This is a genomic window from Neobacillus sp. C211 (assembly GCF_051842875.1).
In the GTDB taxonomy this organism is placed as follows: domain Bacteria; phylum Bacillota; class Bacilli; order Bacillales; family Cytobacillaceae; genus Neobacillus.
Genome location: NZ_JBPXRO010000026.1, coordinates 1 through 21,970 on the forward strand (window position 1 = coordinate 1; position 21,970 = coordinate 21,970).

At 33.4% G+C, this 21,970-nt stretch carries 26 protein-coding genes and 1 pseudogene; 6 read left to right on the plus strand and 21 right to left on the minus strand.

The window, feature by feature from the left end; translation table 11 throughout:
* Positions 1–113 precede the first annotated feature (113 nt).
* Positions 114–452: a winged helix-turn-helix transcriptional regulator gene (locus tag ACSU6B_RS21110; RefSeq protein WP_410888278.1), complete on the minus strand. Its 339-nt coding sequence runs from the start codon at positions 450–452 to the stop codon at positions 114–116.
* Between the two features lie 105 nt (positions 453–557).
* On the opposite strand from ACSU6B_RS21110, the gene ACSU6B_RS21115 reads away from it, so the two are divergent.
* Positions 558–1,415 (plus strand): pirin family protein, encoded by an 858-nt coding sequence (locus ACSU6B_RS21115; protein WP_410888280.1) that lies wholly within the window; start codon positions 558–560, stop codon positions 1,413–1,415.
* Positions 1,416–1,494: 79 nt separating this feature from the next.
* On the plus strand, positions 1,495–1,893 hold the full coding sequence (locus ACSU6B_RS21120) for a DoxX family protein (RefSeq protein ID WP_410888282.1): 399 nt from the start codon (positions 1,495–1,497) through the stop codon (positions 1,891–1,893).
* Between the two features lie 264 nt (positions 1,894–2,157).
* On the opposite strand, the gene ACSU6B_RS21125 is transcribed toward ACSU6B_RS21120, so the two are convergent.
* The 4 genes from ACSU6B_RS21125 to ACSU6B_RS21140 all read right to left on the minus strand — a co-directional run bounded on the left by ACSU6B_RS21125 (position 2,158) and on the right by ACSU6B_RS21140 (position 4,939).
* Positions 2,158–2,547: a hypothetical protein gene (locus tag ACSU6B_RS21125; RefSeq protein ID WP_410888284.1), complete on the minus strand. Its 390-nt coding sequence runs from the start codon at positions 2,545–2,547 to the stop codon at positions 2,158–2,160.
* Positions 2,548–2,744: 197 nt separating this feature from the next.
* Positions 2,745–3,248 carry a GNAT family N-acetyltransferase gene (locus tag ACSU6B_RS21130; RefSeq protein WP_410888286.1) on the minus strand — a complete coding sequence of 168 codons (504 nt, stop codon included), beginning with the start codon at positions 3,246–3,248 and terminating at the stop codon, positions 2,745–2,747.
* Positions 3,249–3,464: 216 nt separating this feature from the next.
* Positions 3,465–3,884 carry a DUF4279 domain-containing protein gene (locus tag ACSU6B_RS21135; protein WP_410888288.1) on the minus strand — a complete coding sequence of 140 codons (420 nt, stop codon included), beginning with the start codon at positions 3,882–3,884 and terminating at the stop codon, positions 3,465–3,467.
* Between the two features lie 287 nt (positions 3,885–4,171).
* The gene (locus ACSU6B_RS21140; RefSeq protein ID WP_410888290.1) at positions 4,172–4,939 is read right to left on the minus strand and encodes an SDR family NAD(P)-dependent oxidoreductase; all 768 of its coding nucleotides are present in this window, start codon (positions 4,937–4,939) and stop codon (positions 4,172–4,174) included.
* Between the two features lie 139 nt (positions 4,940–5,078).
* Between ACSU6B_RS21140 and ACSU6B_RS21145 the strand changes: the two genes are divergently transcribed.
* Positions 5,079–5,459 (plus strand): MerR family transcriptional regulator, encoded by a 381-nt coding sequence (locus ACSU6B_RS21145; RefSeq protein WP_410888292.1) that lies wholly within the window; start codon positions 5,079–5,081, stop codon positions 5,457–5,459.
* Between the two features lie 168 nt (positions 5,460–5,627).
* Here the strand turns inward: ACSU6B_RS21145 and ACSU6B_RS21150 are convergent, their stop codons facing one another.
* The 5 genes from ACSU6B_RS21150 to ACSU6B_RS21170 form a co-directional block, all read right to left on the minus strand.
* On the minus strand, positions 5,628–6,566 hold the full coding sequence (locus tag ACSU6B_RS21150; RefSeq protein ID WP_410888294.1) for a peptidase MA family metallohydrolase: 939 nt from the start codon (positions 6,564–6,566) through the stop codon (positions 5,628–5,630).
* A 336-nt stretch (positions 6,567–6,902) separates the two neighbouring features.
* Complete coding sequence (locus ACSU6B_RS21155; RefSeq protein WP_410888296.1) at positions 6,903–7,304, minus strand: hypothetical protein; 402 nt, start codon at positions 7,302–7,304, stop codon at positions 6,903–6,905.
* Positions 7,305–7,567: 263 nt separating this feature from the next.
* Positions 7,568–7,762: a hypothetical protein gene (locus tag ACSU6B_RS21160; protein WP_410888298.1), complete on the minus strand. Its 195-nt coding sequence runs from the start codon at positions 7,760–7,762 to the stop codon at positions 7,568–7,570.
* Positions 7,762–8,073, minus strand: coding sequence for a hypothetical protein (locus tag ACSU6B_RS21165; RefSeq protein WP_410888300.1), 312 nt, complete (start codon positions 8,071–8,073; stop codon positions 7,762–7,764). The genes ACSU6B_RS21160 and ACSU6B_RS21165 overlap by 1 nt, the downstream gene beginning before the upstream one ends.
* Positions 8,074–8,487: 414 nt before the next feature.
* Positions 8,488–8,880, minus strand: coding sequence for a hypothetical protein (locus ACSU6B_RS21170; RefSeq protein ID WP_410888302.1), 393 nt, complete (start codon positions 8,878–8,880; stop codon positions 8,488–8,490).
* 180 nt (positions 8,881–9,060) lie between these two features.
* Between ACSU6B_RS21170 and istA the strand changes: the two genes are divergently transcribed.
* Positions 9,061–10,620 carry an IS21 family transposase gene (gene istA, locus ACSU6B_RS21175; RefSeq protein WP_410888304.1) on the plus strand — a complete coding sequence of 520 codons (1,560 nt, stop codon included), beginning with the start codon at positions 9,061–9,063 and terminating at the stop codon, positions 10,618–10,620.
* Complete coding sequence (gene istB / locus ACSU6B_RS21180; RefSeq protein WP_410888306.1) at positions 10,617–11,381, plus strand: IS21-like element helper ATPase IstB; 765 nt, start codon at positions 10,617–10,619, stop codon at positions 11,379–11,381. The genes istA and istB overlap by 4 nt, the downstream gene beginning before the upstream one ends.
* A gap of 91 nt (positions 11,382–11,472) precedes the next feature.
* Here istB and ACSU6B_RS21185 read toward each other — a convergent pair whose 3' ends face one another.
* The 6 genes from ACSU6B_RS21185 to ACSU6B_RS21210 all read right to left on the minus strand — a co-directional run bounded on the left by ACSU6B_RS21185 (position 11,473) and on the right by ACSU6B_RS21210 (position 17,182).
* Positions 11,473–11,958: a CBO0543 family protein gene (locus tag ACSU6B_RS21185; protein WP_410888308.1), complete on the minus strand. Its 486-nt coding sequence runs from the start codon at positions 11,956–11,958 to the stop codon at positions 11,473–11,475.
* 107 nt (positions 11,959–12,065) lie between these two features.
* Positions 12,066–13,172 carry a GerAB/ArcD/ProY family transporter gene (locus tag ACSU6B_RS21190; protein WP_410888310.1) on the minus strand — a complete coding sequence of 369 codons (1,107 nt, stop codon included), beginning with the start codon at positions 13,170–13,172 and terminating at the stop codon, positions 12,066–12,068.
* Positions 13,173–13,191: 19 nt separating this feature from the next.
* Positions 13,192–14,295 (minus strand): Ger(x)C family spore germination protein, encoded by a 1,104-nt coding sequence (locus tag ACSU6B_RS21195; protein WP_410888312.1) that lies wholly within the window; start codon positions 14,293–14,295, stop codon positions 13,192–13,194.
* Positions 14,288–15,802 carry a spore germination protein gene (locus tag ACSU6B_RS21200; protein WP_410888314.1) on the minus strand — a complete coding sequence of 505 codons (1,515 nt, stop codon included), beginning with the start codon at positions 15,800–15,802 and terminating at the stop codon, positions 14,288–14,290. The genes ACSU6B_RS21195 and ACSU6B_RS21200 overlap by 8 nt, the downstream gene beginning before the upstream one ends.
* A gap of 188 nt (positions 15,803–15,990) precedes the next feature.
* On the minus strand, positions 15,991–16,614 hold the full coding sequence (wrbA, locus tag ACSU6B_RS21205) for an NAD(P)H:quinone oxidoreductase (protein WP_410888316.1): 624 nt from the start codon (positions 16,612–16,614) through the stop codon (positions 15,991–15,993).
* A 136-nt stretch (positions 16,615–16,750) separates the two neighbouring features.
* Positions 16,751–17,182 carry an organic hydroperoxide resistance protein gene (locus ACSU6B_RS21210; RefSeq protein ID WP_410888318.1) on the minus strand — a complete coding sequence of 144 codons (432 nt, stop codon included), beginning with the start codon at positions 17,180–17,182 and terminating at the stop codon, positions 16,751–16,753.
* 304 nt (positions 17,183–17,486) lie between these two features.
* Between ACSU6B_RS21210 and ACSU6B_RS21215 the strand changes: the two are divergent.
* Positions 17,487–18,493, plus strand: a pseudogene (locus ACSU6B_RS21215) (low temperature requirement protein A).
* Between the two features lie 101 nt (positions 18,494–18,594).
* Here ACSU6B_RS21215 and wrbA (ACSU6B_RS21220) read toward each other — a convergent pair.
* From wrbA (ACSU6B_RS21220) to ACSU6B_RS21240, 5 genes are read right to left on the minus strand one after another with little or no spacing between them, the layout of a single operon-like run.
* Positions 18,595–19,260: an NAD(P)H:quinone oxidoreductase gene (gene wrbA / locus ACSU6B_RS21220; RefSeq protein WP_410888320.1), complete on the minus strand. Its 666-nt coding sequence runs from the start codon at positions 19,258–19,260 to the stop codon at positions 18,595–18,597.
* A 49-nt stretch (positions 19,261–19,309) separates the two neighbouring features.
* The gene (locus tag ACSU6B_RS21225; RefSeq protein WP_410888322.1) at positions 19,310–19,735 is read right to left on the minus strand and encodes a DoxX family protein; all 426 of its coding nucleotides are present in this window, start codon (positions 19,733–19,735) and stop codon (positions 19,310–19,312) included.
* 25 nt (positions 19,736–19,760) lie between these two features.
* Positions 19,761–20,372, minus strand: a complete 612-nt coding sequence (locus ACSU6B_RS21230) for an alpha/beta hydrolase (RefSeq protein ID WP_410888324.1) — start codon at positions 20,370–20,372, stop codon at positions 19,761–19,763.
* A complete protein-coding gene (locus ACSU6B_RS21235; protein WP_410888326.1) occupies positions 20,372–21,316 on the minus strand; it encodes a ring-cleaving dioxygenase in 945 nt (314 codons plus the stop codon). The genes ACSU6B_RS21230 and ACSU6B_RS21235 overlap by 1 nt, the downstream gene beginning before the upstream one ends.
* A gap of 35 nt (positions 21,317–21,351) precedes the next feature.
* Positions 21,352–21,957 (minus strand): flavin reductase family protein, encoded by a 606-nt coding sequence (locus ACSU6B_RS21240; protein ID WP_168243571.1) that lies wholly within the window; start codon positions 21,955–21,957, stop codon positions 21,352–21,354.
* Between the last annotated feature and the right edge of the window lie 13 nt (positions 21,958–21,970).

The window sequence follows — 21,970 nt, forward strand, 5'->3', positions numbered from 1 at the left end:
GCATGCATCTATTTTAAAATATTAATAACGATTTTAAACTTACACACCACGTTAGTTGAAGAACAAAATTCAGAAAATGTATTTTGTTCTTCATTATCAAAAGGAAGGAAATGTTAATCCATTGTATTTTGCAATTTTCTCTTTTTATGTTCCATACTCCATTCGTGCATTGAATCTAAAATCGGCTTCAATGTCATTCCATACTCAGTTATAGAATATTCCACTTTAGGTGGGACTTCACGATATACCTCTCGACTTATGAGCCCCTCCTCCTCTAGTTCTCGTAATTGATTTGTTAGCATTTTTGGGGTAATGCCTACAAGTGCTTTTTTTAATTCTCCATATCTCATTGTGCCTTGCGACATTAGATACAATAAGATGATAGGCTTCCATTTCCCAACCAAGATGGAAAGAGCGTCGTGTACTTTACAATATTCAGGTTTTATTTTCATCTTTACCTCCAATAGTATCTTTTTACATACTATATATCTTCAAAGTGCATACTTATGTAATTGATTTTAATGGTTTATTATGATTATGAAAAGGGGGCAAATAATATGAATACCGAAAATATTAAACGTCGTGAAATAAAAAAAGTATGGACAGTAACCGAACAAAAAATAAGCAATATTCATACCGCAAGTCCTATCCTTGCACCTGGCAACTGGGTAGATTATGACCCGTTCTTATTACTAATGGAAGATAAATTTCAAAAAGGAGCATTTAGTGAGCATCCTCATCGTGGTATAGAGACCTTAACATTTATCATTGACGGAAGGCTTAATCATTATGACAATGCTACGGGGGCGGGTGGAATCCTAGAAAAAGGGGACCTTCAATTTATGACTGCTGGTAGAGGCGTGATCCATAATGAATCACCACTTGACGGTGAAACAGTTCATCTTCTTCAGCTTTGGGTTAATCTACCTCGTAAATATAAAATGGTAAAACCCCGTTATCAAAATATGCACGCAAAAGATATGCCTGTTCGTCAAGAGAACGGTGCCTTAATTCGAGTATATTCAGGTTCGTCTAGAGATATTTTATCGAACACCCTGAATTACGCACCTGTCACGTTTGTAGAAATGGTGTTGGAAAAAGGAGCATTCATTAGTCAAGACCTTCCTGGTACCTATAATGGCTATATTTATGTATTAGAAGGAAGTGGAACATTTGGTGAAAATAAAGTTGTGGCGAAAAAAGGGCAAGCAATGTGGCTAGGTTCCGCAAATGATGGGGAAATGAGCAGTATTCACATTTCTGCAAACGAAAAATTAAGATTTTTTCTTTTTGCAGGTGAACCTCTCAGAGAACCTGTTGTAGCATATGGACCTTTCGTAATGAATTCAGAAGAAGAAATACGACAGGCTTATCGGGATTATCAGGAGGGTAAATTCGAAACTCCAGTAGATTAAAGATTTATGGAAACGGTGAATGAATTTGATTAACTCATCAACGAACAAATTAAATAAAGATAATTAAAGGAGCAAAAATATGATAGGGTTAGGTTTATTGTTAATACGCTTAGTATTTGGATTGTCATTCATAGCTCACGGAGCCCAAAAGTTATTCGGCTTTGGTGGCAGCGGTGGTTTAAAAGTAACTGGGGAGCATTTTGAAAAATTGGGAATAAGACCAGGTGTAACAATGGCGTTACTCGCTGGGCTATCGGAATTAATAGGTGGAGCTATGTTTGCGTTAGGGTTACTTACCCCACTTGCAGGCATTGTGATTGCTGGAACAATGGTAGTAGGGATTTTAAAAGTTCACGGACCAAATGGTTACTGGATTACAAAGGGTGGATATGAATACTGTCTTGCTGTATTAGTTGTAGCAATTGGTGTAGCTCTCACGGGGGCAGGACAATATTCACTCGATGCTATTTTATTTTAAATTATAACATTTTTAACGGCAAATTTTTTTGATTCAAGGAATCAGACGCTCAGAAGCTAATTCTGAGCGTTTGTTGTGAAACCATCATTAAGCATTTCTATAATAATTAAAGGGTCTTTGTATGGGACAGGCAGCAACATTCTTTCTTCAACTAAACTGCTTCTTTAGTTAAATAAGAGTAATGAAAAAGGACTGGTCAAAACAGTCCAGTTGTTGTCAAAATTAAAATAATCCGTTGAAAAAAGGAAAGCGAGTAAATGAAGATCAATGAAGTATCTTCTCATTATTTTTTAAATTTACGGTTTCAGTTTTATCATTCCAAGTTATGGTTGCTGTTATTTTTTCATTTTCTTGGGTAATTGAACAACCACTGCAAGAATCTTCACCTGTTCCCAATACCCCATTCTCGATAGTAGTTTCACCGCCCGTTTTTCCAGTAGCAGTTTCAACAGTATATTTTATCTTTTTAGGAACTGGCTTTTCCCCGATATATCTTATTGTAACTTTTGATGATTCACTTTTCTCGTCAAACACATTTACTGAATATTTAACTTGCCAATTTTTACTTTCTCCAAAGAAATTCATCAATTTATCCTCTGAACAAGCAGTTAATAAAACGGAAATAAGAGAAAACATTAAAAGCTTTTTTATCATACAAAACCCCCTCCCTGTTATTAATTATATATGAAAGAAATGGATTTTTCTTCCTTTTTCTTTTTCAACTAACCTACTTCGTTAGTGCAATAAGAAAAAGGGATCGCCGCAGCCATCCCAATCTTTAACTCTTGCACCCGTTTGTTTAAGTACATTTCTTCACAAACTTTTTTAAAAATTAAGAACTGAAAAATCAGCTATTGTCCAATTAAGTAATAACGCCAATTATTGCAGTGCATAAAGTTTCCTGGAGGATATTCAAATTCGCATTCAGAAATAAACTGAAAGTTAAGCTTCCGACAAATTGCATTAGAAGCAGGATTATCAATCGATGGGAATGCGTGAATGTATTTATATTTGTTCTCATTAGATGCCTCTTCTATTGCTAACTTTACTGCTTTTGTAGCTATTCCTTTTCCTTGATACGAGGGTAGAATGCTCCATCCAGTTTCATATACACTTTCATTATTCCAAGTAGTTTCCCAATAACCCACAGAACCTACTGATTCTAATTCTGGTAACAATATAATGCTGAACATACGTCCTCTATTACCAAGCTCAAGATATCGTTTATGTCGTTTCAAAACCTGCTCTTTACTCTCTGGACCTCCAAGATGCTGCATCATTTCTGGAGCGTTTATACGAAAAAGTAAATCAAGGTCATTATCCTCCCAAGGCTTTATCTGGCTGATATACTCCAAATTTTTTTCATCTCCTCATTTTTTATTATTTACTCTTTCTTTACGAAAGCTAAAAATCCTCTATTTAATGATATTGTTGTTTAATTAACCTAATCCGTTAGCACAAAAAGAAAATGAGCTGCGACAGCACCTCATTGTTTAACTCTTGCACCCGTTAGTTTAAGTGCATTATTTCACAATGAAGGAATTCAGAAAAGGGTTATCTACCACTTTTGTTCAACAAGAGGTATCTTCAACCTCACCAAATGAAAGAATATGCACTTCAAATCTAATATTTAATTCAGCTAATGATTTTATAGTCTTCGGCTGTAAATCAAACCCTAATTGTCCTAAATTTGATCGTAAGCTAAAATTTATATAAATATCATTACCATTCGAAATTTCACCAATAAAGGATTTATGAGTATGAAGAGTTTTCAACAACTCGTCAAAAGCTAAATAAAGCTCATCATAGCTTTTAAACTTTATCTGATAACTCCAATAGGAATCCTTCATTTTTATATCTTTGGCGATTAATTCACCTTTTCTTCTCACTTTTGAAGGTTTAAGGATTATATTTTTCTTAATTTCATCAGGGTTTAAATCTATCCCTCGAATAATGAAATTAAATGACCATGCGACAAAATTCTCTTCCATTTCTATGCACATCCCCAAGAAAACATATGTTATTTTTCTCCTTAAGTGTACCAAAATCCTTCTTCAACAAAACTGCTTACGTTAGCACTATAAGAAAAAGCCGCCATTTATGACAGCTGGATCTTCAACTCTTGCACCCGTTAGTTGAACAAATATATGAAAGGTTCTCCTAATGGAAGAACCTCTTTTTGATAAGATAATACAATTAGTAAAGAACTTATTATATACGTAAAATTATAAAGATAATAATCCAGAAATTTTTGAATACCGCTGATGAATCAACCTTATTAGCTTCTCATTCTTACTGCATAAGGATAAATTGGATCTTTTAATTGAAATTCATAAGTAAGACCATCTACAATTCCAACTATTTTTTCGCTATCGTAAAGATCAAGCATAAATCCAGCCATTTCTTTGGCTGTATGGTATTTAGGAATAAGTCCTTCAAACTTAACATTTTCTTCTAAATCATTCGATACTTTTGCAAATTCAGTTTCAGTTGCAGCAGGTGCTAATACTTTTGCTTGCATGCTTGCACCTTTTTCTTTTAATTCATGTGCAAGCCCTTCAGTAAAGGCACTTACATAGAATTTAGAAGCACAGTATGTGATTGCATTTCCAATAATCGTATAACCCCCACCTGATGAAACGTTAATTAATTGTGTTCCTTCAACTGTTGAATAGTCACGCACATAAAGAGAAGTTAAAATAGTTAAAGCCTCGATATTTAAATTAAGCATTCTTTCAATTTTAGTTAAATTTTGATCTCCAACTGATGCAAAATTACCAAATCCTGCGTTATTAATCCACGTTTCAATTTCATATTCCTTTAAATCTTCATATAATGTATAAGCATTTTTCGTATTTGATAAATCAACTGTTTTTATAACGACATCTAATTCTGCATTTACTTTCACAATCTCTGATTTTAGTTTTTCAAGCTCCTCAGTTCTACGTGCCACAATGACTAAATTTTTACCACGAGCAGCAAAAGCAAGAGCTGTTTCATATCCAATACCAGAACTTGAACCTGTAATAACTGTATATTTTTTCATTTTATTGCCTCCTAATATTTTGTTATACTAACAAAAATTGATTGTTAACATTTATGGATTTATTATAGTGGTTAGAGTAAACTCTAAGTCAAACCTATTTTTTACACTTGATTAGCATTGGTTAAAAATGGAGGGTTTTATGTATACAATTGGCGAAGTGGCACAACTAGTAGGAGTTAGCACACATACATTACGTTACTATGAAAAAGAGAATATCATTCTTCCAGATCGGAATGAACATGGAGAAAGAAAATATACTGAATCGCATCTTCAATGGCTAAAATTTGTTTTAAAATTAAAAGAGACGCAAATGCCGATCACAAAAATCAAAGAGTATGCCTTCTTGTATACTGAAGGAGAACATACAGCAATTAATCGATTAAAACTATTAGAAGATCATAAAAGTTCCATAGAAAACCAGTTAAAGACACTGAAAGAAACGAATAAATTGTTAGAACATAAAATTACTTCATATAAAGAAATGATTTTGAAAAGTAATGAAGTAGATACAAATGCATAATATTATATGAAAATGAAATATTCTTTAGTATTATTATATTTAGGGTAAATAACGTAAACACATAAAAAAAGGAACGCACATATTAGATGTGTATAATATGTGCGTTCCTTAATTAATTGTTATTGAACTAACGCACCCGTTAGCTTAAGTACATTTTTTCACAAAGACTTACTGATAATGGTTGATAATGTCTCTTTCAAGTTCCACTATGTCTTTCCCAGTAAAAGATTCGAGAGTCTGATAAAAGTCCTGAGTATTCGAAGTTTCCTTCAATAATGAGGAAATAATATTATCTCCATATGTATTAATTAAAAAAGCAATTGTGAAATAGCCCTGAAAATATGGATTTTCACCTTTTTCACTTTTAAGTGACCTAGCAAATTGCCATTCCTTTTCTGTATTTAACTTTGTTAATTCGATAAAGTGTGTTCCAAATGAATGATAATCGAGATTTTCCTCATTTTCCCCAATATATTCTGCAATGCCTTCAATAAACCAGACTGGAAAATCATCTATTTTCGCCTTTGTTCCAATCTCATCTAATACCCTGTACGTTGCATAATGAGTATACTCGTGCAGTATTGACTTTTGAAAAAGATATAAAGATGTTTCATTTTTATTAAGAATATTCCCTACTTCCGCATCTTCAAGGTCAACTGCTATTACTTTTTCAAAGTCCGAATATGACCCCGAAATATCATTTAGCTTACTAAATCTTTGTAACTGATTTGAATCCATAAAAATAAAGTCAACTGGTCTACCTTGATATTCTCCCAGATACTTTTTCGTAAGTTTTTCTGCTCGGTCTATAGTCTCCTTGGTAAGTGGAAGAATATCTTTTTGATTTGTACCATAGTAAAGTGTTATTTGTTTTATCTTTTGTGTTTTATGGTCCTTTTTTAGCTTTTTCTCATCAATACCATCGTAATTCAAAGTCGTTACAGCCTTAATCGCTTCAAAAAATTTAACGTCTTCTCCTACTTTTTGTGAGAGTTCCTTTTGAATTCCTTTAAATAAAAGGAAAGCAAGACCAGCAATTAGAATAGTAATACAACTAAAAACAATGAGGATAATTTTAGTTCGTTTTTTTAAGTACAACGACTTCATTAACTCACCTACCGTAAATTTACATTTACAGTAAACATTCGACAAAAATCGTATTTATCCTTTATCTTTTAGTTTTTTGAACAAACCTGCTTCTTTAGTTGAATAAGAAAAAGACCGAAATTGACCCAAATGTAATAAAATATATATTATGTTACATTTTTTAAGGTACAAAAAAAGTTGCATATTCAGCTAATGCTTTGCAACTATCGCGCCCGATTACGGAAGATATCTGTAATGCTCACAGATAAATCAAAAAAATCCAATCTTCCGGTACTATGAAAAAAAATTAAGCCATATTAAATACAATTCCCTTTAAATTAATAAAGGGGATTTACTTTATCTATCTGAATCATGATTAAAATAAATAGGAATGAAAGACAAACCCTTTTCTTTTCTAACTTTTTCAGCTTCTTCTGGATTTCCAGCCTGAATTTCACTAAGAATACCAGATGTTTGTGATATGGCAACTTCTATAACTTTTGAATTTTCCTGATTTTTCACTTTTCCTATTACAGTTCTATCAATTGAAAATTTTTTTGTATATTTTTCAAGATATAAATCCATTTCTTTCATTTCATCATTCGACAGTGGTTCTGCTGTAAATCCATTTTCAGCTAACAATGCGTCTATATTTGGTTTTTTACTACCTTCCGCTTGGTTTTCTATAGTTCCACTACCGAAGATTAATCCTGCTGACATGATTCCTACTCCCACTAAACCAAAAATTATTCTTTTCATTTTATGATATCCTTTCTATATTCAATTATGTATAAAGGCGATTTTATTATTTTTAATCATAATATTGAGCATACAAATTATCAATTACCACTAGCAATCATTTTTGGCTTTTTGGGTTCCTTCAATGTAACAAAACATCCATTAAGTTACATTCATTTTTACGCCAGATTCCATAAAAAAAGCTGCATTGCAGCTTTTTTTAACTATCGCACCCTTTAGTTGAATATGTATAAAGAAGCCATCAAATGACTTTGCTTGATTAACTAAGTAGTTTGTTGTTGCTGCTGTTGCTCTTGTTGCTTCTGCTCTTGTTCAGCTTTTTTCTTATCTCTTGCATCCTTTACGATTAGCATTAAAAACTCCCACAATAATTCCATTATTTTGTCTTGATGTTTTATGAAGAAGATCTTTATAAAATTGTAAATGACTTTTATAATAGAGAACACTTTATTTACCATTATTTCTCCCACCACTTATCGTTTAGCATTTTAGATGCTATTTTTTTCATGAATTTATTCTCGCCATTGGCGGCTACTTCCTTAAGTAGACTAATAGCAACCTCAGTATCAGATAGTTTTTCATTTTTTTCAATTAGTCTACTTGCCACATTGGACAAATTTTGTGTATCTACTTTAAAATCCTTATGTAATTGTGCCATTAGCTGATCTATTTCACTCGGAGCAATAATATTATTTTCTTTGGCTGCTGTTAATGCTAAGTCTGTAACTTTTTTATTAAAATCTTGTTCAACTTTATCTAAGTTTGACATAAAATCTCCTTTCTCCTGAACCAATATCTGTTTTATTTTACCATTAAATTCAAATTGTTACCAAAAATTAAGATAATTAAGGAGTACCCATAAAAGGTACCAACATTTTTCGTAACGGTTTCCGTTACCTATCGCTAATCTGAAAATGCAACCAAATTCGCACGGTGTTTTGTATATGTATTTGTAATTAAAAATAAAATGGGTCAGTTCACTATGCTGAGACAAATCTTAATATCAATTTTCGATAGCTTGTTCAACTAACGCACCCTATAGTTTAAGTACATTGCTTCACAATCTTTTCGCATATAATAAAAAAGGGTTGCCGTAGCAACCATTAATTCCTATAACCTAATATATACTGTAAAATTATCTTTTGATTCAATTTCCAAAAAGATTTACTTCCCTTATCCTTTATTAAGAAGGTTTCCCATTATAATCGGGTTTAGAACCTATTTTTATTAAAATATGACGAATGATAAATCCAATTCCTAACCCAGGAATCAAAGACAACATTGGAAGCCAAATAGGACCAAATGATATACCAAAAATAATATTAGGTGAATACATAAGACCTATTGTGACAAAATAGGCTGCAAAAGCAAATGGGACAAACGATAACCGGGGATTTTCCCCTTCCGCAAATTTATATGCATCATACATGGCAAACATATAAACACATGGATAAAACATAAGCCATTGATGATCAACCACTCTGGCAGCCTCATTTATCTTCCCAAGAAAACTAAACATGATAGCTTGGTTAAATAAACTATTAACATTAATTGTGAATTCTAAAATAATAAACATAATTCCTTTTATAAGATGACCATTTAATAGTTGACCAAAACCGGGAAATGCCACACTTGTAAGTGCTAGACTAAATTGAACAGTTTACGACAATTAAATTTGAACACTTATTTACTAAGATTGTTCTCCACCTTATGATAGATTTTTATACTTCTATGATTAGGCGGAGGAATTGAAAAGGTGGATAAGTTTGAAATGTATGTTGAAATTAGAGGAATGCTCAATCAGAAATACAGTATTTCTACTATCGCTAGGAAACTAAATATATCAAGAAATACGGTTTACAATTATATTCGTAAATCACCAGAGGAAATGGCAGAGTGGACGGCATCGACAATGACTAGAAGTAAGAAGTTAGACATTCATAAGGAATTAATCCTTCATTGGTTAAGAGAATTTCCAGATTTAACTGCAGCTCAAGTGCAAGACTGGCTTAAAGAGAAATATCCTGAATTCAAAGTTGGGGAAAGTACGGTAAGAAGCTATGTAAGGTGTCTTCGAGAGGATTTTCAAATTCCAAAAGAATCAAGTACTAGGGATTATCAAGCAGTCCCTGATCCTCCAATGGGTGAACAAATCCAAGCAGACTTTGGATTTAAAACGGTAAAGAACCGATTTGGTAAACCAGTTAAGTTAGTTTTTATTGTATTTGTCTTAGCACATTCCAGATACAAATACGTCGAATATCAAAATCGCCCTTTCACGACAAAGGATGTAATTTCAGCTCATAGGAATGCATTTAAGGAATTGGGGGGTGTTTCAAAAGAGATCTTGTATGACCAGGATCGACTAATTGTTGTATCTGAGAACGAGGGGGATATTTTACTCACCGAAGAGTTTCAACAATTTGTAAATGAAATTAAATTTGAAGTTAAACTCTGTAGAAAAGCTGATCCAGAAAGTAAAGGGAAAGTAGAAAATGCGGTTAAGTTTATCAAGAATAACTTCATTAATAATAGAATTTTTCATAACATTGATTCCTGGAACGAGCAGTCTCAGAAATGGTTAAAAAGAACAGGTAATGGCAAAATTCATAACGGCACAAAAAGAAGACCCGCCGATGTGTTTCTCCTCGAAAAGCAACACATGCGACAGGTCAACTCGCTAAATCATATTCACAAAGCTAGTATAACAAGAAGTGTTCGAAAGGACAATACAATCCTATATCTCTCGAACAGATACTCTGTTCCGTTAGGAACATTTCAAAAGTATCCAGAAGTCCTTTATTATGTGACCGATGATAATAAGCTAGTAATCTATGTCCAGGAGTCAGGGGAAATACTGGCAACACATTGCATTAGCCCTGATAAAGGAAAACTCATTCAAAATAGATCCCATCAACGGGATAGATCGAAGGGAATAAAAGAGCTTATTGAAGTCGTTAGTGAACATTTTACAAATAAATCACAAGCTACTAAGTACCTGAATGAGTTACGAAATAGGTATCCTCGTTATATACGAGACCAGTTAAGCTTAATAAAAAAATGCATCGAATTAGGCTCATTAGAAGTAATAGATGAGGCACTAGCACTCTGTATGGAGAGGCAACTCTTTAGTGCGAATGACTTTCAAGATGTTGTATCCCTCTTTAAGCGACAACGCCAAGTGAACAGTACAAACGACAGCGATCAACAGATTGATACAAATTATAACGACATCGCTGAGTTAACACTAACAGATACTGAGGCAAACCAGCGTCCATTGGAAGATTATTATACTATCATGGAGAGTACAAAATGAAGCAGATAAAATATCTTCAAGACTCCCTCATTTCACTTCGTTTGGTGGAAACATCAAAAAAGCTCCCTTCTCTTCTCGAAGAAGCTGAAAAGGAGCAGCTTAGTTATATTGCTTTCCTGAACAATGTAGTGGAGTACGAGCGAAAAATGAGAGACGAGAAAAACATCGAAAAACGATTGAAACTCGCAGAATTCCCATGTATTACTCCGTTGGAGCAATTTAATTTAGATGAACAAGAATCCCTAAGCTTAAAACAGTTTAATCAATTAAAAGAATTAGCTTGGATTGAGCAGTTATTTAATCTTATTCTATTGGGACCGCCAGGTGTGGGGAAAACACATATGGCGGTTGGCTTAGGATTAGAAGCGATTAAACGAGGTTATAGAGTCTCCTTTATAGCAATGGGAGACTTGGTTCATACCTTGAAAACTATGGACATTACGAGAAAATCCCAAACAAGGATTAAGAGAATTAAAGAATCACAATTAGTCATTATTGATGATTTGATGTACGCAGCGATGGATCCAAGGGAAGCTAATTTGTTTTTCCAATTGGTTAATGACCTGTATAACAATTCATCGATAATCCTTACTTCCAATCGCTCTCCAAAAGAGTGGACCGAACTACTGGGGGATGTAGGGGTAGCGACAGCTATATTGGATCGGCTCATCCATCGGGCAGAAATCGTTCATTTTAACGATTCAAGTTATAGGATGAAGCATCGTGAGACAATTTTTAAAGAAGAAAGTGTTCAAAATTAATAAGCAAAATTGTTCAAATGTACTTGACGCTTACACACACTCCAAAGAATAGCTTCTAACTTATAAGTTTTATTCATAATATCAACCTTTATTATTCGGTTATATTTTGATTTCCCTTTAATTTATCCAATTTTTTCAATAATCCAACAAACCCTCTAATTGTAAACAATGTAAAATTCACGCTACCAAAAGTATGGAATGGTGACCATTTTTTCCATTTAAATAATCTTGAATTCTTTTCCATATACCATTGACCGATACTCATGGGAACACTAAATAGCAAACTTTTCAATAGAATTTTTCCAAAATTATCATTGTAGGACATTTTTACCCAAAGGACACTTAAAATTGGGAAAAACAATATATCATAAATGATGTTAGTTTTAAAGATATTTGCCAAAGGTCGAACCGGATATTCAATTCTTTTGGTTCCAACAACATAAGCATCAATTAGAGTTGCTATAACTCCTTTTGAGAAAAAAATAACAAGATTTTCTCTCATCTTTGATCCCTTGAATAAGAATGGAAAAGAAGCAATACATACTACTGTAAGCAAGTTTAACAACCTTTTCTCCATTTATAAACATCCTCTCAAATATGTAATAGTAATAGTGATATTATTACAATTTCCCAATACTTATCATAAATACATTTAGTTTTTTTATAATCCCATGTCAAACGACCCTAAGGATTAATTCTCACAAACTTTTTAACCACTTGAATGATGATTAAAATAATAAACAAAATTGGTAAATAAATATATATGAAGCTAGAGCTAATTAAGGTTAAGAAAGAGCCCATTTCATCGACATCCGTTTTACTTTTGATATTAATAACAATGAAATGAACAATAAAAATTGACAACCATAATGACATTTTAGAATTTAATTTAAAGGATTCTTTCAAGATTCGTATTCCTCCCCACAGTGAAATACAACACTGAGGCAGAATCACTAAAAGCCAAGTAAAAATGTAGATATATTCAAACCTTTCGACAAATGGAAGTTGGATAATCTTTGACATGATAAGGGTTGCCCAAAGTGTATGTTCAAGTTGTCCGTGACTAAAATAAACAAATGATAAGATAGTTATAAATAAATATAAAATAATTGTATAGATCTGTGAAATGTGTGCCCATTTTTGGGATATTTTATTATTTTTAATAAAAGGAAAATAAAGGAGTAGAAATTCTGGTCCAGTGTACATAAGAACACTATTTTTAGCTGAAACAAAATAGTCATTCAAACTGTGATTAAAAACGGGTAATAAATTCGTCCAGTAAGCGTATTGTAATGGGAAATACAATGTCAATATAAGTAGAGTAGGAATCACCATACCCCAAAAACATATACCTGTAATAACCCTGAAACCGCCAATAACAATATATGAAATGACCAATATCATAATAATAGATAAGACCCAAATAGGCGTATAAGGAAAAACCCAGGTAATCAAAACTGATAAATAGGATCTAATCACTGTTGAAAAAATTAAAAGCATATACCCATAAAAAAAAAGATTTAAAGCGTTTCCTAAAAATCTCCCAAATAATTGTTGATGTAAGGACATAATATCTCCGTTATTTGATTTCTTTAATAAGAAAAATATTATCCAAATTATAAAATGAAAACTGATTCCAACTAATGCTACCGAAACCCAGGCATCCTGTTCTGCTCCCTTTATTATTTTGCTTTGATAGTTCAATAACCCTACACCTGTTTGCGTACTGTGAATAAGAAAAAATAAAAAAAAGGGAGAGACAGTCAAACTTTCATTAACTTGTTTACTCATTTTCAATCACCTATTCTTTTTATTCGCCAATCCCTGCTTGAAAGAGTTCTAATTTTATATTTATATCGAATGCAATTGTTGGGTACACCTTTTCATAAAACTCTCTTTCGTTCCATTCTTTTGAATACGCTCTTGCTAAATCACCTATACCTAAAGGGTCAACTTGATGTTCTTGAAGTTTTACAAATAGCTTTTTAAAATCCTTTTTCATTTGTTTTTCCAATTGCTTTTTTAGTAAGATGTTATTCTTGTTTTTTCTTAAATCTAGCCAGTCTGGGTAATCCTTCACCATACTCTTTAATGTCAAGTTAAATGTCACCTTTGAATCAGTATCTTTATTTAAAATTGATCTTTTGTTTTGCCCATATAAAATAGTTAATAACGCTAAGTCCTCTTTCTGCCCTTTATGTATATTAAATGCTGTTTCCCCTCTAATAACTCTCCCTCTTAGTATTTTATATAAGAAGGTTTCTTTTTGATTTAGGGTAAGTACCAGTCTGTCTTTATTAAACAATGCTAGCCCGCTTACCTCAATATTCCCCTTTTGATTTATCTTTAAATAAGGGATAGAAACATCCCTTCCTTCCCCATAGTAATCAAATAAAAAACTTTGTAATGTAGGAATGGGTGTATTTTGGTTTTTGTAATTTTGTTCAATTAATTGATAAAGGTATTTACTATTTTTATCATTAATTTTTTTTAATAATTCTCCGGCAGGAACTTCTGAAACAGCGATGAACATATTGCTTCCAATCAAGGGATCCCTACAAATTGTTTTAACAAAATAAGATACCCCATTTTCAGCTAGATTTTTTCCAAAAATTAAAAGGTTCAACTTTCCTATTTCTATCGGTTTTGGTGATTGTCCATTTATGGATTCTCTGATGATATGGGCTTTCTTTCCTTTGCCTTGTAAAATAAAACTCCCACCTTTTTTTTCATCTCCTGTATAGTCAGAATAAAGAGCTGTTCCGACATACTCATTATCTACTCTGTCAAAACCCAGTACGGTTTGAAGTTGCACATCATCAATGATTTTTTGCCGAGGATAGGAGCAACCAGGTATAAACATTAAAAGAGCCAAGAGAACAAACCATATTTTTTTTAGCTTTTTACTATTCATTACTAATATCATCCTCATCTCGATTTGGTGCATATCTTTTTAATGAAAGAGGTCTTAAAAATTTACTTCGATTAGTTGTATATTTGTATGACGAACGAATAAAACTGTCTCGAAAATTCTTTATTCTAAAAGGATATAAAGGAACCATATAAGGATTCCCCAAGGATTTGAGTTTCAATAAATGACCTAATAGAAGAACAAACCCTATTGCAATGCCAAAACCGCCCAAAAAAGCTGCAAGTAAAATAAACGGAAAACGTATTAGACGAATTGCATTTGACATTTTAAAGATAGGGGTTGTAAAAGAAGCCAGTGCAGATAATGAAACAATAATAAGTAATATATTACTTGTTAGAGCAGCTTGTACAGATGCCTGCCCTATAACAATACCACCTACAATACCCAAGGTTTGACCAATTTTAGTCGGTAATCTTGCCCCCGCTTCTCTCAACAATTCAATCGTAATTTCTAAAAAAATTGCCTCCCAAACTGGTGGAAATGGAACATGTGCTCTGGAACTAATAAGGGGTTCAAGTAAATCTTCAGGTACTACTTCATAATGAAAGGTTAAAACTGCTACATAAATAGGGGTTGAAAATAACGAGAATATAACACTAAAAATTCTAATAATTCGAAAAAATGATCCAACCATCCAAGAAAGATAGTAATCTTCAGGCGAAATGAAAAAATCTAATATTGTTGTTGGACCTGTAATAATATAGGGAGATCCATTTGATAATATGGCAACCTGCCCTGAAATCATCGCATATACAACCCTGTCCATCCGCTCAGTAGATAAAAAAATTGGAAAGGGCGTGTTGGAATTATCTGATATTATTTGATCAATTTGAGAACTATCGAAAATAACATCGAAATCAATATTCTTTAATCGTTGTCGAACAGTTTGAATATATTGCGGATTGGTGACTCCATCTAAATAGGCAATGACAACTTCCGTTTTAGACATTGTGCCAATTTTTATTTCCTCAAAAATTAATTCAGTAACAGCCATTTGCTTTCTTAATAAATGAAGATTGACAGCCATATTCTCCACAAATCCAACTTTTGGTCCAATAACACTAAATTCATTCTCGGTATCATTACTTTCCCTATAACCAAGATTTGAGTTTTCAATATTTATGGTCATAAAATCTTTGTGGCTGAAATTTTTTGAATGTACAATAACATATCCCTTAATAAGTGTCTTTTCCACAACTAAAGGGTCATCAGTAACAAGGACTTCTTCAAAAGGAATAAACTTTTTTAGATCATTAATATTACTAATTTTCTCATAATTTTCTTGAATCGCTGGAAGAAGAAGTTCATTCAGCCTCTTTGTATCAACCATGCTTTTATAGTAACTAATAATAATATCCTTTTCTTCCGATGGTGAGAATTGATGGAAATCATTAGATTTACCAGCTTGTTGAAATATAGTTTTTATTGACTTTGTTTCTTTATTAGACTTCTGGTTATTTATAAACCTCTCTAAAAACTTGAAAGACATGGCATCACCTAAATGGATTTTTTATAAATTTATTTGAGGATGTTATTCAAAGGTAAAAAGGAAAGAATAGAGTTTCAGATATATACATTAGGTTACCACTATAATTATTTACGATACCTATATCCCTTTTTTATCTGTTTATTTTTAAAATAAAAGAGCTAATCAGAAATTTCCGATTAGCTTTTCTTTTATTTATTTGCTTTCTTTACCCATTCTGCAACCGTAACAGTCCGTTTTGCCTGATGTTTTACTGCAGCTTGCACAGCTGAAAAATCTTCAACCATCTTGCCATTCTGATCAACTGTTACACTTGTTCCATATGGATTTCCCCCAGCTCCAAATATTACTGGATCAGTATATCCTGGAGTTGTAACAATTGCTCCCCAATGGTGCATTGTTGTATATAAGGATAAAATTGTCGCTTCCTGACCCCCATGTGGGTTCTGGGCAGAAGTCATAGCACTAACTACTTTATTCATTAGCTTTCCGTTAAACCACAAACCGCCGGTTGTATCTAAGAACTGCTTCATCTGAGAAGGCATATTTCCAAATCGAGTTGGTACACTGAAAATAATTGCATCTGCCCATTCTAAATCATCTAGTGAAACAGTCGGAACACATGCCGCAACTTCCTCTGAATAATGCTTCCATGCAGGATTTGAATCAATAACCTCTTTTGGAGCTAATTCAGGAACTTTTAAGACCTTAACATCTGCTCCAACTTCTCTCGCACCTTCGGATGCCAAATGTGTTAATTGATAATTGGTACCTGTTGAACTATAAAAAATGATTGCAAGATTCACATTTGACATAAATGCCATTCTCCTTTTCAATAATGAAAAATTTTTATAAAAAGTTATACTGGATTATTAAATCCATAGTCAATGTTCCCCTTCTCTCTATTTCCAATAGAATTTTAATTATTGGTTATTAGCAAATCGATAATTATTATTCAACAACTTCCAAAGTAACTTCAATATTCCCTCTTGTTGCTTTTGAATATGGACAGAATTCATGTGCCTTATGTACAAGCTCTTCTAATTTTGCCTTTTCAATACCATGTCCTTTTACTTGCAACGTTACAGCAATTTTGAATCCTTGATCAACCTCATCTTTTAAGAAACTAACATTTGCAGTTACTTGTGATTCGAATTTGACATGTTCTTGCCTAGCTACATGCTGCAAAGCCCCATCAAAACAAGCAGAGTAACCACAAGCGAACAACTGTTCAGGATTTGTGGCATTTGGTAATTCTTTTGCTCTTGGGGTTCCTGGCATTGCTAAATCCATTTTTATATTGCCATCAGACGATTCCACTCTTCCTTGTCTTCCCCCAACAGCTGTTGCAGAGGATGTGAATAAAGGTTGTTGTTTAGTCATGGTTTATCTCCTTATTGTTAAATTTCAGCACTTTAAGGTATACAAAAAGTGAAATAAAAAACTCTTCTCTTTTTCTCTAATTCAACGATTTTTTTGAAAAGATTTTCCTAAATATTATCTCTTTGGGTACAGAGTAATATTCATTAGAGTTTTAAAGTATTAATTAATCAATTAATTGAAACTTCTAACAAGAGGTTAGTATATTCTCTATGAGACTTAAAGTTAAATAATTTAATTCAGAATAAGGGACCTAATATAACTAAAAATATTTTTGAATGATATCATCAGAAAATGGAGTATTAAAATGGCAGAAAAAAAAGTAACCTGGTTAGAACTTTTTTGCGACCTTCTATATGTTGCTGCAATTTCCAAGTCAACCCATGTATTATTAGGGGTTAATGAAGGAGAGTTATTATTTGTATATTTACTTAAATTCAATTTAATATTTATTCCGGTCTGGTGGGCATGGGTTGGACAAACAATGTTTGTAAACCGTTTCGGAAGGGACAAATTTCATGATAGGTTTTTACTGATTTTCCAAATGGTATTTGTGTTAATATTAATCTCAAGTTTATCGGTTGACTTTGATCGTTATTATATCCCTTTTTTAGTTGGATACATCGGCGTTAGAGCATTAACCGCATTTCAATACTTATCGGTTATTAGAAAGGGAAAGAGTGAGCAAAACAAGGCTGCGTATTATTTAGCAACAAGGTTTTGGATAGGTATTTTGATTTCAACCTGCTCGATATTCTTTTCTTCGTGGTATAAATATATTGTTCTTTATCTAGGAATTTTAGTGGATATTTTCATTCCTATATTTGGTAGGAGATATCTTGTAAAACATCCTGTAAATACTTCTCATTTATTAGAACGATTTGGACTTTTAACTCTTATATTATTTGGCGACTCCATTATTAGCATTTTGTCTGTTCTCCATCCCAAGATTGGAAGTTGGAAAGCTATAGGGTATTCTGTTTTGTCTTTTTCATTGATTATTTCATTTTGGTGGCAATATTTTGATAATCTCGAAAAAAAAATTGATAAATCTGTTAACACAACCGGACAAATAATCCTTTATGGACATCTCTTCATTTATATTTCTTTAAGTATGATTGCTGCTTCTATCCAACTTTTATTTCTTAAAGAAATTAGCTATTATTTCATACTTAACTTTATTTTTTGTGAGGATTGTTTTTAGGGATTCTTTTTTCCTTTTTTATTTTCGACCTTTTCATTCCCGTTCCCAGTTTGATTATTTTACTTCAAATTAATGTGTTTTTTGTTATCTATGCTAAAGTTTCAACATGAAACATAAAAAAATCCTTGTGCTCTATATACCCAATCTTAAGAATCAAAACATAGAAAAAGCTAATCGTGAAGTTACCGATTTGCTTTTTCTATTAAATAGTTTACTGATTTGCTTTTTTTACCCATTCTGCAACTGTAACTGTACGCTTGGCTTGGTGTTTTACAGCTGCTTGGACATCTTCAATCATTTTTCCATCTTGACCAACTGTAACACTTGTTCCATATGGGTTACCACCAGCTCCAAATGTAACCGGATCAGTATAACCGGGAGCCGCAACGATTGCCCCCCAATGGTACATCGTTGTATAAAGTGATAAAATTGTTGCCTCTTGACCGCCATGAGTGTTTTGAGCTGAAGTCATTGCACTAACAACCTTATTTACGAGCTTTCCGTTAAACCAAAGACCACCTGTTGTATCTAGGAATTGTTTCATTTGTGACGGCATGTTACCAAAACGAGTTGGTACACTGAAAATAATTGCGTCTGCCCATTCTAAATCATCTAATTTAACCTCAGGTACATCCTTGGTTGCTTCTACATGCGCTTTCCAAACCGGATTTCCTTCAATTGCTGATTGTGGAGCAAGTTCAGGAACCTTTAGAACCTTAACTTCGGCACCTGCTTCTTTTGCTCCTTCTTCAGCCCATTTTGATAGTTGATAGTTGGTTCCACCCATACTGTAATAAATCACTGCTAATTTTACATTTGTCATTTCTTCTGTCTCCTTATCAGCTGAATTTCCAAATAATTTGGATAAGAAACCCATTTTAATACACCACCTATTATTTCTTACTTTAGAAATCTACATTCATTTATTAAGCAGCTATTTTGAACTCATTGGAATCTTTTTGAAAAATCAATTGGCTTACTGATAATAGCTTGCTACCATTGATTACAAGATAAACTGCCATTGCCAAAAATGCTAAATCTAACTCATACCCTGCCATTTGACCATTTCCTAATAAACCAACCGCAACTTTCACCTTTAGTGTTGCTCCAATCATTAGCAATGCAAATAATGCGGATACAAGTCTTGTTGCTAACCCAATGATTATTGCTACACCTCCAATAATTTCAAGCAATGCAACTCCATAAGCCATAAATCCTGGTAATCCAATACTCTCAAACCAACCAACAATATTCTCAATTCCACCTTGAAACTTTACAATCCCGTGAATTAAAAATAATGCTCCTAATGTTACTCTTAATATAAGTGCTCCGATTTCGTTTTTTAACATCATTTCTACCTCTCCGTTTTCCTAATATTTATTTAATAATTACCTGACGATACCATGTTGCAGCGGCTTCTACCTCTTGCATTGTTAATTGATGACCTCGGTCTTCCCAATGAAGTTCTACATTTGCATGAGCCTTTTCTAATAACGATTGTAATTCTGCCGATTCCATTGGCGAGCAGATCGGATCATTTGTCCCAGCAGCAATAAACACAGACGTTCCTGACAAATCAGGAAGTTCAATACCCTTTCTTGGTACCATTGGATGGTGAAGAATCGCACCCTTTAGTGCATTTTGATAATGAAATAATAAACTTGCTGCTATATTCGCTCCATTTGAATATCCAATGGCTATAATATTATCCCGATCAAAACCATACTTTTCTGCTGCTTCATCTAGAAACTCATTTAATTCTTTTGTTCGGAAAACAAGGTCCTCTTCATCAAATACTCCTTCAGCCAATCTGCGGAAGAATCGAGGCATTCCATTTTCTAAAACATTCCCTCGAACGCTTAATACGGAAGCCTCATCATCAATTCTGCCTGCAAGAGGCAACATATCTAATTCATTACCACCGGTACCATGAAGCAATAATAATGTTGGTTTTGTAGAATCTTGTCCTTTATTGAATATATGTTTCATTATATTTCTCCCTCCAGAACACGAACCTCCACAGGAGGTAAAATTTCTTCTAATTCATCTCTTTTTGACTCTAACCAAGACGGCAGCATAAGTTTTTTTCCAAGTTCATCGACTGGTTCATCCACTGAAAATCCTGGTGGGTCCGTTGCTATTTCGAAGAGGATGCCCCCTCCTTCATGGAAATACACTGCTTTAAAGTAGTTACGATCACGAACTTCTGTTGGATAATAACCTTTCTCTTGGAGAAGTGCACTCCATCTGAGAAGCTCTTCTTCATCCTTCGCACTCCATGCTATATGGTGAACAGTTCCTGCTCCCATAAGCCCTCGGACAGAAGGATTTAAGTGAATATCAATGGTGTTTCCTATATTTCCATCAGATTTAAATCTTAGAAATTCATTTTCTTGACCAACGCAATCTAACCCTAAAATATTTTCTAAAACATCCGTTGTCTTATGTGGTTGTGCCGAGAATAGGACAGCACCACCAAATCCTTTAATCGCATTTTCTTTCTGAACTCCCCCAAAATTCCAAGTGTTCGTTGGTCCTTCGTCTCGTTCTATCAATTCAAGTTGGAGTCCGTCAGGATCGTTAAACTTCAAATAGTTCTCACCAAAGCGAACTGATGAAGTAAACTCAACTCCGAATTTCTGCAATCGATTTTCCCAAAATGTTACTGAACCCTCCGGTATAACATAACTGGTCACACCTACTTGTCCTTGTCCAATTCGCCCTTTTAACTGTTTTGCCCATGGAAAAAAAGTAATGACGGTACCTGGTTGACCCGTTTCATTTCCAAAATAAAGATGGTACACTTCTGGTCGATCAAAATTAATGGTTTTTTTAACGAGTCTTAACCCAAGTACACCTGCATAAAAGTCTATGTTTCGTTGAGCATCATTTACCATGGCTGTTATATGATGGATACCTGCTGTTTTTTGCATTTAAACCTCTCCATTTCATCAATGGGATTTAATCATTATGGTCTTTCAATCTCAAATATCTCACCTATTTTAGCGTAATTATTGCCTGCCAATCTGCTAACCGCAGCTAAACCCCTTGGGTTAATTCTTCCATTTTCATAAATGTCGCTATCAATGTGAAATTGAACAAGTCTTCCAATAATCAGTTCACAACCAGGAGTATCCGTGCCACCCAATTCTAAGGAATGCTCTAATGAACATTCCATTCGAATTTTTGCTTCCTTTACACCTGGTACGGAAATCTTTACACTTTCTATTGGAGTTAAGTTAGCTAACTCTATCTCACTCTGATCAGAAGGAAGGCTTGCAGCTGTTTTATTTATCTTTTCAACATTTTGTTCGTCAACAATATGAACCACAAATTGCTTCAACAAGTTGATGTTTCTTGCTGTATCCTTTTGTGTCCCCGATGATCGTTGGATAGATAAAGAAATCATCGGGGGATTCGAGGACACGATATTAAAATAGCTAAATGGTGCCCCATTTAAAACGCCGTCTTTTGACAAAGTTGTGACAAAAGCAATCGGTCTGGGTATTATGCTACCGATTAGAAATTTATAATTTTCTCTTTCAGACAATAAGGCAGGATCGATTGAAAGCAAAGAAATCATTCCC